This is a genomic window from Desulforudis sp. DRI-14, from assembly GCF_052618305.1.
The window spans coordinates 219,101-234,599 of the sequence record NZ_JBQXEZ010000001.1 but is presented as its reverse complement, the minus strand read 5'-3'; the positions used below and the strand labels follow the sequence as shown (position 1 = coordinate 234,599).

14 protein-coding genes and 1 CRISPR repeat array are annotated in these 15,499 nt (G+C 61.2%); of the genes, 12 read left to right on the top strand and 2 right to left on the bottom strand.

What is annotated here, in order from left to right; genetic code table 11:
- Window positions 1-4 precede the first annotated feature (4 nt).
- The 6 genes from cas5 to ACUM6F_RS01120 all read left to right on the top strand — a co-directional run bounded on the left by cas5 (window position 5) and on the right by ACUM6F_RS01120 (window position 9,380).
- On the top strand, window positions 5-784 hold the full coding sequence (gene cas5 / locus ACUM6F_RS01145; protein ID WP_445348129.1) for a CRISPR-associated protein Cas5: 780 nt from the start codon (window positions 5-7) through the stop codon (window positions 782-784).
- 2 nt (window positions 785-786) lie between these two features.
- On the top strand, window positions 787-3,267 hold the full coding sequence (cas3, locus tag ACUM6F_RS01140) for a CRISPR-associated helicase Cas3' (protein WP_445348128.1): 2,481 nt from the start codon (window positions 787-789) through the stop codon (window positions 3,265-3,267).
- 29 nt (window positions 3,268-3,296) lie between these two features.
- Window positions 3,297-3,800 carry a CRISPR-associated protein Cas4 gene (gene cas4 / locus ACUM6F_RS01135; protein ID WP_445348127.1) on the top strand — a complete coding sequence of 168 codons (504 nt, stop codon included), beginning with the start codon at window positions 3,297-3,299 and terminating at the stop codon, window positions 3,798-3,800.
- A gap of 11 nt (window positions 3,801-3,811) precedes the next feature.
- Window positions 3,812-4,807 (top strand): type I-B CRISPR-associated endonuclease Cas1b, encoded by a 996-nt coding sequence (gene cas1b / locus ACUM6F_RS01130; RefSeq protein WP_445348126.1) that lies wholly within the window; start codon window positions 3,812-3,814, stop codon window positions 4,805-4,807.
- 35 nt (window positions 4,808-4,842) lie between these two features.
- Window positions 4,843-5,106, top strand: a complete 264-nt coding sequence (cas2, locus tag ACUM6F_RS01125) for a CRISPR-associated endonuclease Cas2 (RefSeq protein WP_445348125.1) — start codon at window positions 4,843-4,845, stop codon at window positions 5,104-5,106.
- Window positions 5,107-5,305: 199 nt separating this feature from the next.
- A CRISPR array of direct repeats spans window positions 5,306-8,780; the repeat unit is 30 nt; unit sequence GTTTTCAGCCTACCTACGAGGAATTGAAAC.
- A 12-nt stretch (window positions 8,781-8,792) separates the two neighbouring features.
- Window positions 8,793-9,380 (top strand): superoxide dismutase, encoded by a 588-nt coding sequence (locus tag ACUM6F_RS01120; RefSeq protein ID WP_445348124.1) that lies wholly within the window; start codon window positions 8,793-8,795, stop codon window positions 9,378-9,380.
- Between the two features lie 174 nt (window positions 9,381-9,554).
- Here the strand turns inward: ACUM6F_RS01120 and ACUM6F_RS01115 are convergent, their stop codons facing one another.
- Both ACUM6F_RS01115 and rbr read right to left on the bottom strand, forming a co-directional pair.
- Window positions 9,555-9,986 carry a flavodoxin domain-containing protein gene (locus ACUM6F_RS01115; protein ID WP_445348226.1) on the bottom strand — a complete coding sequence of 144 codons (432 nt, stop codon included), beginning with the start codon at window positions 9,984-9,986 and terminating at the stop codon, window positions 9,555-9,557.
- 165 nt (window positions 9,987-10,151) lie between these two features.
- Window positions 10,152-10,727, bottom strand: a complete 576-nt coding sequence (gene rbr / locus ACUM6F_RS01110) for a rubrerythrin (RefSeq protein ID WP_445348123.1) — start codon at window positions 10,725-10,727, stop codon at window positions 10,152-10,154.
- A gap of 129 nt (window positions 10,728-10,856) precedes the next feature.
- Here rbr and ACUM6F_RS01105 point away from each other — a divergent pair, with 129 nt between their 5' ends.
- From ACUM6F_RS01105 to ACUM6F_RS01080, 6 genes are all read left to right on the top strand, one after another.
- Window positions 10,857-11,030, top strand: coding sequence for a rubredoxin (locus tag ACUM6F_RS01105; RefSeq protein WP_445348122.1), 174 nt, complete (start codon window positions 10,857-10,859; stop codon window positions 11,028-11,030).
- A 127-nt stretch (window positions 11,031-11,157) separates the two neighbouring features.
- Entirely contained in the window at window positions 11,158-11,427 is a 270-nt protein-coding gene (locus ACUM6F_RS01100) for an AbrB/MazE/SpoVT family DNA-binding domain-containing protein (RefSeq protein WP_425620370.1), read from the top strand.
- A complete protein-coding gene (locus ACUM6F_RS01095) occupies window positions 11,427-11,834 on the top strand; it encodes a PIN domain-containing protein (RefSeq protein ID WP_445348121.1) in 408 nt (135 codons plus the stop codon). The genes ACUM6F_RS01100 and ACUM6F_RS01095 overlap by 1 nt, the downstream gene beginning before the upstream one ends.
- A 385-nt stretch (window positions 11,835-12,219) precedes the next feature.
- Window positions 12,220-13,866 (top strand): HD domain-containing phosphohydrolase, encoded by a 1,647-nt coding sequence (locus ACUM6F_RS01090; protein WP_445348120.1) that lies wholly within the window; start codon window positions 12,220-12,222, stop codon window positions 13,864-13,866.
- A 58-nt stretch (window positions 13,867-13,924) separates the two neighbouring features.
- Entirely contained in the window at window positions 13,925-14,845 is a 921-nt protein-coding gene (locus ACUM6F_RS01085; protein ID WP_445348119.1) for a diguanylate cyclase, read from the top strand.
- 467 nt (window positions 14,846-15,312) lie between these two features.
- Window positions 15,313-15,498: a hypothetical protein gene (locus ACUM6F_RS01080; protein ID WP_425620366.1), complete on the top strand. Its 186-nt coding sequence runs from the start codon at window positions 15,313-15,315 to the stop codon at window positions 15,496-15,498.
- Window position 15,499: the final 1 nt, after the last annotated feature.

The following is a 15,499-nucleotide window of genomic DNA, read 5'->3' as shown; positions in this document are numbered from 1 at the left end:
TAGCTTGGACACGCTGGTTTTTGACCTCACCGGGCCGATGGCCCACTTCCGCAAGTACTACACGAACGCCTCGGCCCTGACCTACGGCTTTCCGCCGCGCACCGTCCTGATGGGCGTCGTGGCCGCCGTGCTCGGATGGGAGCGGGACACCTACTACGAAGCGCTGGACCGCGGGCGGTTCGCCGTAGCCGTCAAGGTCCCAGGGCGGCGGCTGGTCCAGACCGTGAACTACATGCGGACCAAAAAGGAGGACCTCTCCGAATTGCGCCGCCTGGGGCGGGTGCCCGGCACGCAGACCCCGCTCGAGTTCCTGCTGCCGGCGGGGGAACACACCGCGCTGCGCTTCCGGGTCTTTTTCGCCCATCCCGACGGGGGACTGTTGGACGAGGCCGCCCGCCGTCTGAGCGAAGGCCGCAGTTATTACCCTTTGTATCTCGGCCTGACCGAGTGCCCGGCATCCGCCGTGTTCGTGGCGCGGTTGGACCAGCGCGCCTGTGAGGTCTTGCCGCCGAACGCCACGGTCACCCTGACCTCGGTCCTCAACGCGTCCCTGCTGCAGGACATCGTCCTCGGAGGCGCGGCGGCGCCCCGGCGACTGGTGCGGGAACGCGCTCCGTACAGTTTCGGTCCGGGGCGCGTCCTGCGGCCTCCGGTCTCGGTGATCTACGAGGCCGGAGGGCAGCCCTTTCCGGTTCGCCTTCGCGTCCCGGCTTACCGCTTCCGTTTGGCGGGGGACGGCGCCGCGCCAGGGGACGAGGAAACCGTGGCTTTCCTGGAGGGGTAGCCGTGCCCTTTTACGCGCACCGGGACGAACGGCGCTTCTACCTGCTGAGTGCCCACCTGGCCCACGTGGCGGCGGGCGCCGCCGCGCGCCTGGTCCACCTGCCGGACGGCCGGGAGCTTGGCGACGCGGCGCTCCTGGCCGGGCTGGCCCACGACTTCGGGAAGTACACCGGCTTCTTCCAGCGCTACCTGCGTACCGGGCGGGGCGGGCCGGAGAAACAGCACGCCTTCCTCTCGGGCCTCTGGGCGGCGCACCTGGCGGCGGACGCCGGGCTGGAACCGGCGCGGCGGCTGGCGATCTTTCTGGCCGTGATCCGCCACCACCAGGGGCTTATGGACCCGGAGGCGTACCTCGTCGCTCCGCGGGAACTGGCCGGAGAGTGGAGCGAACTGAAGGAGGAGACCGCCATGCGGCTGCGCCGGCTCGAGGCCCAGGTGGCCGACCTCCGGCGGAGTGCCCCCGCCGTGGCCCGCTCCCTGGCTCTGGCCGCGCGTTACGCAGCGCGGCTCCTTGCCTCCCGGGGCCTGTCCGGCCCGCCGTGGCTGACACGGGACTGGGCGGCGATCCTGGGCGGCTTCCTGGACGGTTGGACGGCGACTTACGGGGAACTCCACCGCGTCTGGCGGGGCGTCAAGCGGCGGAACGAGAGCGACCTTGTGGCCTACTTCGAGGTCCTTTCCCTCTTCTCCGCCCTGATCGATGCCGACAAGATCCACGCCGCCCGCGTGGCCGAGGCCGAGCGGGCCACCATCCCGGGAGACGCTGTGGATCGCTACCGGGCGGCGCGTTTCGGGTCTCCGCGCAGCCCCATGGACGAACTGCGGGACGACCTCTACCGCAGCGTGGTCTGCCTTATCGACCGGGCGCCCCCGGGGCAGCGGCTCTTTACCATCACCGCGCCCACCGGTACCGGCAAGACCCTGGCCGGCCTGGCTGCCGCCTTCCGTCTGCGGGAGCGCCTGGCCGCCGCCGGGCGACCGGCACCCCGCATTATCTACGCCCTGCCCTTCACGAGTATTGTCGACCAGACCTTCGCCGTCGGCGAGGATGTGCTGCGGGGGGTTTGCCGGACTAAGGACGGCCTCCCCGGTTCCTGGCTTTTGAAGCATCACCATCTGGCGGAACCCGTGTACCGGGAACCGGGGAGGGGAGACGAGGAGCGTGCTCTCGACGCCTCGTTACTGCTCATTGAGAGCTGGCAGAGCGAGGTCGTGGTCACGACCTTCGTCCAGCTTTTGCATACCCTGATCGGTTACGAGAATCGTATGCTGAAGAAGTTCCATCGCCTGGGCGGAGCGGTCTTAATTCTCGATGAGGTGCAGAACATCCCGGTCGAGTACTGGCTGCTGGTCACGGCCACCTTCCGGCAGGCGGCCGCGCAGCTGGACTTGCGGGTTATCCTGATGACCGCCACGCGCCCCGAGTGGTTCGCCCCTGGTGAGGCCCTGGAACTGGCGGGCGAGGCGGAAACCGTACGACGGCGCTTCGCGGCACTGAACCGCGTCACGGTGACGGCCGACAGCGCGCCCCTCACCGTAACGCAGGCGGCGGCCGAGTTCCTGGCGCACCACCGCCGGGAGCGCGCCTACCTCGTGGTTCTCAACACCATTAAAAGCTCGATCGCCTTCTATCAGGCGCTGCAGCAGGCCTGGGACGACCGGGGGCCGTCCCTCTACTACCTCTCCACGAACATCGTTCCGGCCGAGCGGGAGCGACGCTTGCGGGAGATCGGAGAGCGTCTGGCGCGGGGCGAGAAGCCCGTCGTCGTGTCCACCCAAGTGGTCGAGGCCGGGGTGGACATAGATTTCGACGAGGTCTGGCGCGATCTGGGGCCGGTGGATGCCGTGGTACAGGTCGCCGGCCGCTGTAACCGGCACTTCCGCGCGGAGGGCGGCAGGGTGCGTCTCTTGCACCTGGTGGCCGACGAGAGCGGCGCGCGGGAGCGCTCCCTGGCCTCCTATGTCTACGGCCCGATTCACACCCGGGCCGCGCGCCGACTCTTCGCCGGGCGCCCCGTGCTGGCCGAGCCGGAGTTCTTCGATGCCGTGGCCGACTACTTCCGCCTGGTGCGCGAGGGCAAATCCGCGGCGGACAGTGAGGACCTCCTGCGGGCGATGGCCAGACTGCGCTTCGACCGGGAACGCGACGAGGAGACGCCCGCCGTCAGCGACTTCGCCCTGATCCGGGAACTGCCGCGCTATGTAGACGTTTTCGTCTGTGTTGATGCCGCGGCGGAGGCCGTCTGGGAACGCTATCGAAACGAAGTGGCCGGCCAACGGGACCTGCGCCGCCGGCGGGAGGCCTTCCTGGCGATGAAACGCGACTTCAGGCGCTACCTGCTTTCCGTGCCGGGCGCGCTCGTCCTGCATCGCCTGGCGGGCGATGCCCGTCCGTTGTGCCTTCCCGGCTACCTGCTGGACGAGTTCTACGACGCCGCAACCGGTTTCAAGCAGCTCATCGACGACCGCGTCCTCATCTACTGATCCGTTTCCGAGGGGGTGCCCGATGCGGCATGGACGCCATCCCGCGCATCACCGGCAGTTTGGTCCAGTCCTTCACGATCTGCCCCCGGCAGGTATGGCTCATGTCCCGGCAGATCTGTCCCGATGAGGACAACGTTTACCTGGAACTGGGGCGGCTGATCGGATGCCGGGCTTACGGCCGCGAGCGGAAGGAAGTGCACATTGGGCACCTGCGGTTGGACCTGGTGCGCCGGGGCGGGAAGGAATGCGTGGTGGGAGAGGTCAAAAAGTCATCCCGCGCGCGTGAGGCGGCGCGGATGCAGCTCGCCTTTTATCTTTACGAACTGCGGGAGATGGGCATCGAGGCCGAGGGGGAGCTGTTGTTTCCCGAGGAGCGGCGGCGGGAGCGCCTGGTGCTGGACGCGTCGCTGGCGCGGGAGGTGAAGGAGTTGAAGGAACAGATCGAGGCCCTCATCCGCCGGGAGAACCCCCCTCCGGCGGCCAGGGGCCCGTTCTGCGGGAAGTGCGCCTACGCCGAACTCTGCTGGGCATAGGAGTGAGAAGGGTGCAGAAGACGCTGTATCTCTTTGCCAGCGGGCGCCTTAAACGGAAAGACAATACCATCTGCGTCGAGGGCGACGAGGGCACCAGGTACTTTCCGGTGACCGGTCTGCGCGACATCGTCGTCTTCGGCGAGGTCGACCTCAACAAGAAGCTCCTGGAGTTTATCCAGGAAAGCGAGGTCGTGCTGCATTTCTTCGGCTACTACGGCAACTACGTCGGCAGCTTCTATCCCCGTGAGCATTACAACTCCGGCTATATGGTTCTCCGCCAGGCCGAGCACTACCTGGATCCCGAGCGGCGGCTGGATCTGGCTCGGCGTTTTGTCGCCGGCGCTCTGGCCAACATCCTGCAGGTCTTGCGGTACTATCAAAACCGGGGGAAGGACCTCGCCGCCTGTATCGAGTCCATTGCCGGGCTGGCCGGAGACGGGCTGCCCGCGTGCCCGACCGTCGAGGAACTGATGGCCGTCGAGGGAAACGCCCGTGCCCATTACTACGAAGGCCTCAACACCATCCTGGAGGGCTCTCCCTTCACGATGAACGCACGCTCCAAGCGCCCTCCGGCCGATCCGTTGAACGCCCTCATCAGCTTCGGTAACTCCCTGATCTACGTCAAGGTCCTGACCGAAATCTACAAGACCCACCTCGACCCGCGGATCGGCTATCTGCACACCACCAACTTCCGCCGGTTCACCTTAAACCTCGACGTGGCCGAGATCTTCAAGCCCATCCTGGCCGACCGCGTGCTCTTCAACCTGGTGGGTAAGAACATGCTCGGCAAGAGTGACTTTGAGCGTCATGGAGCCGCCGTCCTGCTTAAAGAGCGCGGTCGCAGGCTTTACGTCCAGGAACTCGAAGAAAAACTTAAGTCGACTTTTTACCACCGGCGGCTCAAGCGCAACGTCAGCTACCAGACGCTTATCCGCATGGAGCTGTACAAACTGGAGAAACACCTGATGGGCGAGCAAGCCTACGAGCCGTTCGTCAGCCGCTGGTAGCCGGCGGGGGCAAGAGTGGCAGGGGAAGAGACGCGGTGTTTGTAATCCTGGTGTACGACGTCAACGTCAAAAGGGTGGCCAAGGTCCTTAAGGTGGCGCGCCGCTACCTGAGCTGGGTGCAGAACTCCGTCCTGGAGGGTGAACTCACCGAGGCCTCCTTCCGCGCCCTGCAGGCCGACATGGAGAGAATCATCAACCAGCGGGAGGACTCGCTTCTCTTCTACGTCCTCGGCAGCCAGAAGTACGCCCGGCGCGAACTGATGGGCGTGCGCAAGGGCGGGGAAGAGTGGATCTTTTGAGGAGGATTTTTGTCGTCGACCGCGAATAGTGCAAAAACCCCTGGGGATCGACGACAGGTCCCCGCGGTCGGGGATATGGCTTTCGGCCCGTGTCGCCCAAGGCTTCGCCCGGCCGACGGGCCCCCGCCGCGGGTCAGCTTCGCGGGCCGGCGGTAGTTCGGGGCGAAAAACGTTTCCAGGCGCGGCAAGGCCGCGACGGGTTTTCAGCCTACCTACGAGGAATTGAAACCGTTACCGCCTCCTATGCCGCCACCATTACGAAGCGTTTTCAGCCTACCTACGAGGAATTGAAACGCAGTTACTACAACCCGCAAACCGGAACCTTTCAGGTTTTCAGCCTACCTACGAGGAATTGAAACTCGGCGAATACCGCCTTGTTGCCCTGCGCTTCCTTAGTTTTCAGCCTACCTACGAGGAATTGAAACACCCGTAACCAATAGTAGGCCCCGGCGGTTAGCCCCGGTTTTCAGCCTACCTACGAGGAATTGAAACTGCTTAAAGTTTGGCGAATCTGGAGCCGGGCCTTGGGTTTTCAGCCTACCTACGAGGAATTGAAACAGGGAAAGGTTGGTTTCCACAGTCAGGCTTGTGTTGGTTTTCAGCCTACCTACGAGGAATTGAAACGCTGCCCGGCTGCCAGACCAACAGCAGGCTGCCTACGGTTTTCAGCCTACCTACGAGGAATTGAAACCCCCAGCTATGGCTGTAATAAGCGCAATGATCACCGTTTTCAGCCTACCTACGAGGAATTGAAACCTAAACGCCGCTGCTGCCGCCGGGGAGAACTTCGCCGTTTTCAGCCTACCTACGAGGAATTGAAACTAATGAGGGTAAAGAAATAGACGAAGAAGGCCTTTTGGTTTTCAGCCTACCTACGAGGAATTGAAACAATCATTTGGGTGCGCCGAAAGGCCATTTTGGTCTACCGGTTTTCAGCCTACCTACGAGGAATTGAAACAATATCTCCTTCTTCCGCTCCGCCGCCTCCTGCTCGTTTTCAGCCTACCTACGAGGAATTGAAACCCTATAACGACCCAACACATCTGCGTCCCTGCGTAGGGTTTTCAGCCTACCTACGAGGAATTGAAACCTCCACAAGCAGGCCCAAAGCCAACAGCGACGCGGGTTTTCAGCCTACCTACGAGGAATTGAAACAAAACGTCCACGAGGAAGCGGACTATGACTTCCTGAGTTTTCAGCCTACCTACGAGGAATTGAAACTTGGCGTGCTGGCCACCCTTCTTGCGGTGAAGGGGTTTTCAGCCTACCTACGAGGAATTGAAACACACAATCGCTATTTTGCGGTGATACCACTTACCAGTTTTCAGCCTACCTACGAGGAATTGAAACGGTGGTATTAGATGTGAGATGCACCGCCAAAGTAGGGTTTTCAGCCTACCTACGAGGAATTGAAACTCAGCGGGGCGGACAAGGAGCTACGGGTGGAATACGAGTTTTCAGCCTACCTACGAGGAATTGAAACCGTTTGAACCGCTCGGCGTCGCTGTTACCGTCCGACAGTTTTCAGCCTACCTACGAGGAATTGAAACCTGATTTGCGGAGGTGACAAACGCGGTATCCTGCGGGTTTTCAGCCTACCTACGAGGAATTGAAACCGTGTTCTCTCAAGTCCGCCTGCCCTGCGGCTTCGGGTTTTCAGCCTACCTACGAGGAATTGAAACCGTAGAGCAACTTCTCACCGGCTCGGGACGCCAGCAGTTTTCAGCCTACCTACGAGGAATTGAAACCCAGATGCTGCACTGTATCGGCAGCCTTTCTTAATGGTTTTCAGCCTACCTACGAGGAATTGAAACAGCTATTCGATGGTAGCGGCGACCAATGCATACCTTGTTTTCAGCCTACCTACGAGGAATTGAAACTCTGTTCCCGGCTGTGGTAATCGGTCCACGCCGGGCTGGTTTTCAGCCTACCTACGAGGAATTGAAACTGCGTTCCATCTTAGAGAGGTTCACATCGAGAAAGTGTTTTCAGCCTACCTACGAGGAATTGAAACGTGGCACTCAGTAGTATTCCGACCGGCACGACCGGAGTTTTCAGCCTACCTACGAGGAATTGAAACCAGATGAGACTTCGACTTCTTCGCGATGAACGAGGATGTTTTCAGCCTACCTACGAGGAATTGAAACCGTGAGCAGCTGGCGGCTCGTGGGCTCCGGGAGTCTGGTTTTCAGCCTACCTACGAGGAATTGAAACCAGAATTATTTTTGTTTACATTGGGCCTTGTTATTGGTTTTCAGCCTACCTACGAGGAATTGAAACTCATTTGTAACCTGAATAGCCTCCACAACAATCGGCGTTTTCAGCCTACCTACGAGGAATTGAAACACCTAATCTTACCCTCGGCTGGCGTCCCACCTGCTCGTTTTCAGCCTACCTACGAGGAATTGAAACCGAACCGGCGTATGAATCTCCAGCTGCACCCCGCGAGTTTTCAGCCTACCTACGAGGAATTGAAACCCTCTTTCCAACACCCACAGCAACGCTTGGGCAGCGGTTTTCAGCCTACCTACGAGGAATTGAAACGAAAGAGTGGCTTGTCGTGTTGCGGGCGGCGGATGTGTTTTCAGCCTACCTACGAGGAATTGAAACCGCTTCGGAGCTTTGCCGCCGCGAATCATCACACCCCGTTTTCAGCCTACCTACGAGGAATTGAAACACTTTATCGCTATGGACGACGCTGTTGTAGACGATTTGTTTTCAGCCTACCTACGAGGAATTGAAACTGGAGCAAGTGGCGTGGGAGGCGGCAACCGCTGTTGGGTTTTCAGCCTACCTACGAGGAATTGAAACATCACGTCCGCCCGCTCTTCGCCGCCGTCAGGCTGCGTTTTCAGCCTACCTACGAGGAATTGAAACGAGCACGTTGATCTCATCGCGGGAGGCTTTCCCTGCGTTTTCAGCCTACCTACGAGGAATTGAAACCCCTCGGAAGGATCAATCACATCCAACGCCTCTTCCGCGTTTTCAGCCTACCTACGAGGAATTGAAACAACTTCGCGAGGCGGCGGAAAGGTTGGTAAATGCCGTGTTTTCAGCCTACCTACGAGGAATTGAAACACGCCGCCAAAGCCGTTGCCCAAACCTTGGGCTTTGTTTTCAGCCTACCTACGAGGAATTGAAACCTGATAAGCGAAAATAGTCGTTAACACCCCTTGACAAGTTTTCAGCCTACCTACGAGGAATTGAAACGCTACAAGACGTTTATCCGTTATTTCGTAATTACACAGTTTTCAGCCTACCTACGAGGAATTGAAACCCAAATTCACGGCAATTAAAACGTCCTCCTGCTTCGGTTTTCAGCCTACCTACGAGGAATTGAAACGGATGTAAAAGTCCTGAAGGAAACTGACCAGGGGCCGCGTTTTCAGCCTACCTACGAGGAATTGAAACCCCTTATGGACGGCGGCCTCCGCTTCGAGGTTCCCGGTTTTCAGCCTACCTACGAGGAATTGAAACGTTTGCAGAACTCGCGCTCTCCCTCATCGCCCTTGCGTTTTCAGCCTACCTACGAGGAATTGAAACAGCAACCGCCTTCGCAGCGTCGAGTCCGGCCGCCAGTTTTCAGCCTACCTACGAGGAATTGAAACCATTAGTATCCTCCTTTCCGGGTTCGGCCCGGTCCTGTTTTCAGCCTACCTACGAGGAATTGAAACCCCTCCTCATCGATGATAGCTGAAGTCCTGGTAAGTTTTCAGCCTACCTACGAGCCTTATTACGACGAACAGACGGTGCGTCTGCATCACGACGCGCACCACAAGACCTACGTTGACGGGTTGAACAACGCGGAGGCCAGGCTCGCCGAGGCGAGGAAGAAGGGCGACTTCGCCCTGGTCAAGCACTGGGAGCGCGAGCTGGCTTTCCACGGTTCCGGTCATATCCTGCATACCATCTTCTGGGAGAATATGGCGCCCAACGCCGGCGGTTCGGCCACGGGGCCGATCGCCGCCCAGATTGATCTGGATTTCGGCGGCTACGACAGCTTCAGGACGCAGTTCTCGACCGCCGCTGTAGCTGTTGAAGGTTCCGGTTGGGCTGTATTGGCCTGGAACCCTGGTTTCGGCCGGCTGGTCATCCTGACGGCCGAAAAACACCAGAACCTGACCCAGTGGGGAGTCGTCCCGCTCCTGGTCTGCGATGTGTGGGAACACGCGTACTACCTCAAATACCAGAACAGGCGGGCGGCATGGGTGGAAGCCTGGTGGAACCTGGTCAACTGGGATGACGTCAACCGCCGGTTTGCCGCGGCGAAGTAGCGGGGAGTGCGAAGGGGGGCCAAGCTCCCCTTTGCATTGTTGAGAACCCCGTCCTGCAAGCCGGAGTTGTCCAGGACCCGATGGTCAAAAGAGTGACTTTGAACTGGTAGACGGCCGGTTCCGGGGACCCCTTGCCCATGGCGCATACTCCCCCTACCCCTTCGTCTTCTTGCTTCAGTCTCTGATACGGGCCGCGATCTCCAGCCCCAGGTCGTAGCATCGCCGCAGGTCGTCGGGCGTGGGAGCCCACTTCACGGTCGGACCCGGTTCGGCCGCGAGTTCGATCTTCGCGGCCTTCAGCCGCTCCTCGATGACCTTCAGGGCGCCGCCGCCCCAGCCATAGGAGCCGAAGGTCAGGCCGACCTTGTTCCCGGGCCGCAGGCCCGCCAGCTCGTCCAGGAAGGAGGAAACGACGGGCAGGGCGCCGTTGTTGATGGTCGGCGAGCCCACCAGGACGGCGTGCGCCTCGAGGATTTCCTTGACGATCTCGCTGTGGTCCGAGACCGAGAGCTTGAACAGCCGGGCCGCGTAGCCTCCGGCCGCCAGGCCGTCCAGGAGGGCGCGGGCCATCTTCTCGGTGCTCAGCCACATGGTGTCGTAGGCGATGACGGCCTTCGCCGTTCCCCGGCCCTCGGTCCAGCGGGCGTAAGCCTCGAAGATCCGGCCGGGATCCCGTCGCCAGATGATGCCATGGCTGGGGGCGATGGTCGACCTCGTCGTCGAAGCGCTCCGTCGTGGCGAGGTGCTGGCCGAAGGCGTCGTTGGGCTTGCCTAATAGTTACGCGCCGGCAATTCGAAGTAGGCACGCGGGTGGGCGCAGGCCGGGCAGACCTCCGGCGCTTCCTCGCCTTCGTGGAGGTAGCCGCAGTTGCGGCAGCGCCAGGTCGTTTTCTCCTCCCGCTTGAAGACGCGGCCGCGTGTCACGTTGTCCAGCAGGGCACGGAAGCGCTCCTCGTGGCCCTGCTCGGCGCGGCCGATGGCCCGGAAGACGGCGGCGATCTCCGGGAAGCCCTCCTCCTCGGCCGTCCGGGCAAAATCGGGGTACATGACGGTGTGTTCGTGGTTCTCCCCGCCGGCGGCGGCGGCCAGGTTCTCGGCCGTCGTGCCGATCCGGCCGGCCGGAAAAGCGGTGCTGATCTCCGCCTCGCCGCCTTCCAGGAACTTAAAAAGGCGCTTGGCGTGTTCCTTTTCGTTGTCCGCCGTCTCCAGAAAGACGGCGGCGATCTGTTCGAAGCCCTCCTTTTTCGCCTGGCCGGCGTAGTAGGTGTAGCGGTTGCGCGCCTGGGACTCGCCGGCGAAGGCGGTCAGCAGGTTCTTCTCCGTCCGGGTTCCCTTGAGACCGGGCATCCGGCTCACCCTCCTTCTGACGGTTGGTATGGCTTTTTCTGTCATACTAACTCACCGGGGTCGGGAAGACAAGCCAGTTCGTACCATGTCCGACAGGGAAAGGGTGATCGTGCCGAATCATGTACCCGGGTGCTGAATTCTTGCCGGGAGGGGGTCCGCAATGACGGAGAACGGTACGTGTACGACCCGGATGCGGGCGATCCCGCCGGCGGCGTCCCCCTGGGGACGCCCTTCGCCGAACTGCCGGAGGACTGGACCTGCCCGGTTTGCGGCGCTTCTAAGGATGTCTTCGAGAAGGCCTGAAACCGGAAAACCCGAAAATAAAGCCACCCCGCCCGAGGCAGGCTGGGCGGCTTTTCGCCGGGGGGATCGGCATACCCTTGACTAAAACCTGATGTAAGATCTATAGTGGTGGTAAGGAGGTGCCGGAATGTTAAGGGCGCGAGTGACCAGTAAGGGCCAGATAACCATACCGGTGACCGTTCGACGTAAGCTTGACCTACAGCCGGGTGACGAGTTGACATTCGATGTAAACCCCGAAGGCGAAGTTATGGTAAGGGCCTTCAAGCGCAAGCGCCTGACGGAGCTATATGCCTCTTTACCGGCGACCAGGAAGTATCCAGGCAAGGAACAGGTACGAAAAGAAGTGGCCGCCAGGCTGGCGCAGGGGAGTAAGTTGAGTAAAGGGAAAGAAGAGTAATGGCGTGCTTATGGATCGACGCCAACGTTATCCTGCGCTTCATTACCGGTGATCCCCCGGAGATGGCCGCGCAGGCTTTAGAGCTTATGAACCGCGCCGAGAAAGGGGAAACCTGCCTGCGATTATCCCACCTGGTGGTGGCTGAAGCGGTATGGGTGCTCTCTTCGTTCTACGAGTACACCAGGAGGGAGATTGCCGATACTCTGATTCCCTTCATAAGGGCGGACGGCGTCCAGGCCGAAAACCCTGATCTGGTGGTACAGGCCTTGCAGGATATGGCTGACAAGAACGTCGACTTCGTGGATGCCTTCCTCGCCGCGCAGGCACGGAGACACGGAGAGGGCGTCTGTTCTTTCGATAATGACTTCGCAAGGCTTAAAGTCACCTGGGTTAAACCCCCGGGATAACCGTCCGAGGCGGTCAACGGACAGAAAGATGGTTGTGTCGCCTGGGTTCTCTTTCCCGGCCGGCCGAGAGAAAAGCCGTTTTGGGTGGCAGACGGGGCTCCAAGCGGCTTTTATGTTTTTCAGCCCCGTTATGCCGCCGCAGTCCTCGGGGGACACGCCCGCTGCACCCGCCAGGCACACGGGATATCGGACGCCGTCTGCTTTCCCGGTCCTGTCCCCAGTGTGATCCTGCTCAATTGGCTGGACGAGCACGATGTGAGCGGCTGTAGTGTTCCAGCAGATAGCAGGGGAGGTATACATTTTCGCCAGCTCTTGCTAAAATGTTGTAAATTACGCCGCACGGCGACGGGGATCGTCACCGAACGAGAGATTTCGGGAGTGGGTTATGGATTACGCTGCTTTCCTGGAGCGCGCCGGTTTCTGGCAATTGCAGGAAGAGATCGCCAGGGCGACCGGCCTGGCGATCATCACCACGGACGCGCGCGGCCGCGCGCTGTTCGGCAAGAGCAATCCTCTCCCCTTCTGCGCCCTGATCAACAGCACGTACGAGGGGAAGATGGCGTGCGAGACCTTTCGCCGGGAACTGGCCCGCGCCGTCCTGTCCGGCGGGGAGGTCCGGCGCCGCGTCTGCCACGCGGGGCTGGTCAACATCGGCGTGCCGGTGGACAGGCAGGGCATTGTGATCGCGGGCGGCGTGGCCGTTGCCCGCCTCAAAGAAGAGAAACTCGCCCTCCTGGCCGATGAGCTGCGCTACCCGCGGGAGAAGCTTGTGGCGCTGGCGCGGCAGGTGCCGGTGTGGACGGAGGCAAGGCTTGCCGAGGCCGGCAGCCTCGTCCGGGCGGTGACCTCCTACGCGGCCCGGTCGTTTGCGGGCCACCGTATGCTTCTCGACATCCTGCGCCTGAGCGAGGAGATGAGCGGAGAGTATGACGAGCAAACGCTCGTCCTCCGGGTGGTGCGGGAGACCACCCGCACGCTGGACGTGCCCGTGTGTCTTCTGCGCACCTACGACGAGGAGAAAAAAGCGCTGGTGGCACGCACCGTGCACGGCGTCGAAGGGGTGGATCCGGAGGCGATCAGGGAACTCCCGGTAGAGAATTCCGTCGCGGGCGCGGCGTTCAAAACCGGCGAGCCGGTGGTCGTCTCCGACCTGCGCGCCGCCGGCGGGAAGATGCTCCTGCCGCAACTTGCTCCGGCGGTGCGAAGCGCCTTGGTCGTGCCGCTGCGCGCCGGGGGCCGCGCCCTCGGCACTCTCGGCGTCTACGACATGGCGCCCCGCGCCTGGGACGAGGCCGTCACCGGATATCTCACCGCCATCGCCGCCAGGGTTGCCCTGGCCCTGGAGAACGCGCGCATCTATGCGTCGTTGAAGGAATACTACCTGAGCGCCCTGCAGGCGCTGGCGGCGGCCCTGGAGGCCAAGGACGCCTACACGCGGGGGCATTCAGTGCGCGTGGCGAAACTGGCGCGGGCCTGCGCGCGTGCGCTTGGCCTGAACACTGAGGAGCAGGAGCAGGTTTACCTGGCCGCGCTTCTGCATGACGTCGGCAAGATCGGCGTATCCGAGGGCGTTCTTTTGAAACCCGGGCGCCTTGATCCCGCGGAGTGGGAAGAAGTCAAGAGCCACCCCGTGGTGGGGGCCAGGATTATTGAGCCCGCCAGGTTCCCCACGGCGGTGATCGCGGCGGTCCGGCACCACCACGAGGACTACGGCGGCGGCGGCTATCCTGACGGACTGGCGGGGGAGGAGATACCTCTTCTGGCGCGGGTCATCCGGGTGGCCGACACCTACGACGCGATGACGTCGGCCAGACCCTACCGCGGCACGCTCACCTCCGCGGAGGCGCTCGAGGAGCTGCGGCGGGGAGCGGGCCGGCAGTTCGACCCGCGCGTGGTGGAGGCTTTCCTGCGGGTTCCGGCCGAGGAGATGGAAGAAATGGGGGGGGGTACTCTGATTACCCTTCTTACAGATGTTTTGCGGCGTCTTGCAGACTCAGGGAGCGGACTGTCGTGGGGAAAGGGGTTGGATTGACCACCCGCGCCTGCGCGCGGTGCAATCGGGACCGGACGGCAAAGGAGAATCTGCTGCAATGAATAATGAAGGCGCCGCACCGGCGGATGCGGTCTACAAAATCCTGGTGGTTGACGACAGCCCGGTTGTCCGGGGCGTCATCAAAAAACACTGCACCCCTGAGGGGATCGAGGTGGTGGAAGCCGGGAGCGGCGCTTCGGCCAGGAGGACCCTGAAGCTGATGCAGCCCGACCTGGTGGTCCTGAACATGGTGCTGCCCGATGCGAACGGTCTGGACCTCTGTCGCGAGATCAGGACTGAAGAGCGTCTGAAATGGGTGCCGGTGATCATCCTGACGGCGCTGGGCGACCTGAAATACCTGCGGGAAGGATATGACTGCGGCGCCGACGACTACATCGTGAAGCCTTTCCAGCCGGAGGAGTTCGTCCTGCGGGTCAAAAGCCGGATCAGGCGGGCCAAGGCCCTGTGCTACGAATCCTTTCACGACGCACTGACCGGATGCCATACCCGCGGTTACTTCATGGCCAGGCTGGAGGAGGAAGTTTTCCGCAGCCGCCGGGAAGGGACGCCATTCAGCTTGCTGCTGGCCGACCTGGACGACTTTAAGCAGGTTAACGACACCCACGGCCACCTGGTCGGCGACCACGTGCTGCGCGAGTTCGGCGCTGTGCTGTGGGCCAGCTTCCGCCGGACCGACGTCGTGGCCCGCTACGGCGGCGAGGAGTTCGCGGTGCTGATGCCCAAGACCGATCTGACGGCGGCGCTGGCCGTGGCGGAGCGCGCCAGGGAGGCGTGGCTTGCTCATCCCTTGGCCGTTCCGGGGACGGGTGAAGGACTGCGCGTCACCTTCAGCGGCGGCGTGGTCGAGGGCGGTCGGGAGACGACCGACGTCAACGAGATTCTCGCCGCCGCGGACCGCGCCCTCTATGCGGCGAAGGCCGCGGGCAAGGACTGCATCGTCGCCGGCGGGCAGGCGTGACGTGATGCACACCCAAGAGTCTTTGGGGTCAACCTTATGAATCTTATGTTTTTGCCTTAATTATCCAGTTAGCTGAAGGCAAGCACATCTGTTTTTTGCTCTCTCCCATAGTGCAATTCCCCGAAGACGGGTAATGGTATTGCGCACGCCGCGCCTGTACCAGTAATGAAGTATTCTACCACGTTACGGCTAGAGGCAACCGTCGGTAATCAAGGGGTCAGGTCGCAAAAGTTCAAAGTTTGTCCTAAAACAGGCAACGTCTCGACGGTCCGTAGGAGCCTGGGACAGTGTTAACCCCTTCCAAATAATATTGTAAAAATGTGTTTGGCGGCTTAGGCGGTAATGGTTTTCGAAACTTTGAAGTTTTGAGGTTTGGCCCCGAGAAGTTTCCAAAAACGTTTGGCGATCAGTACCACCGGCGTTTAGAATAAACTTATAACAGGTTAACAGATAAAGGGGAGTTCGGCGTGGGAATAAAACAAGAAGTCGGTAAGCTCCTGACCCGCTTGCCTGATGATTGCTCGTTAGAGGACATTCAGTATCACCTTTATGTTCTTCAGAAGATTAAACGCGGGTTGGAAGATGCCGAGAATGGGCGGGTTTACTCACAGGAAGAGCTCGAACAAATGATGGCAAAATGGATCGAAGAATAGT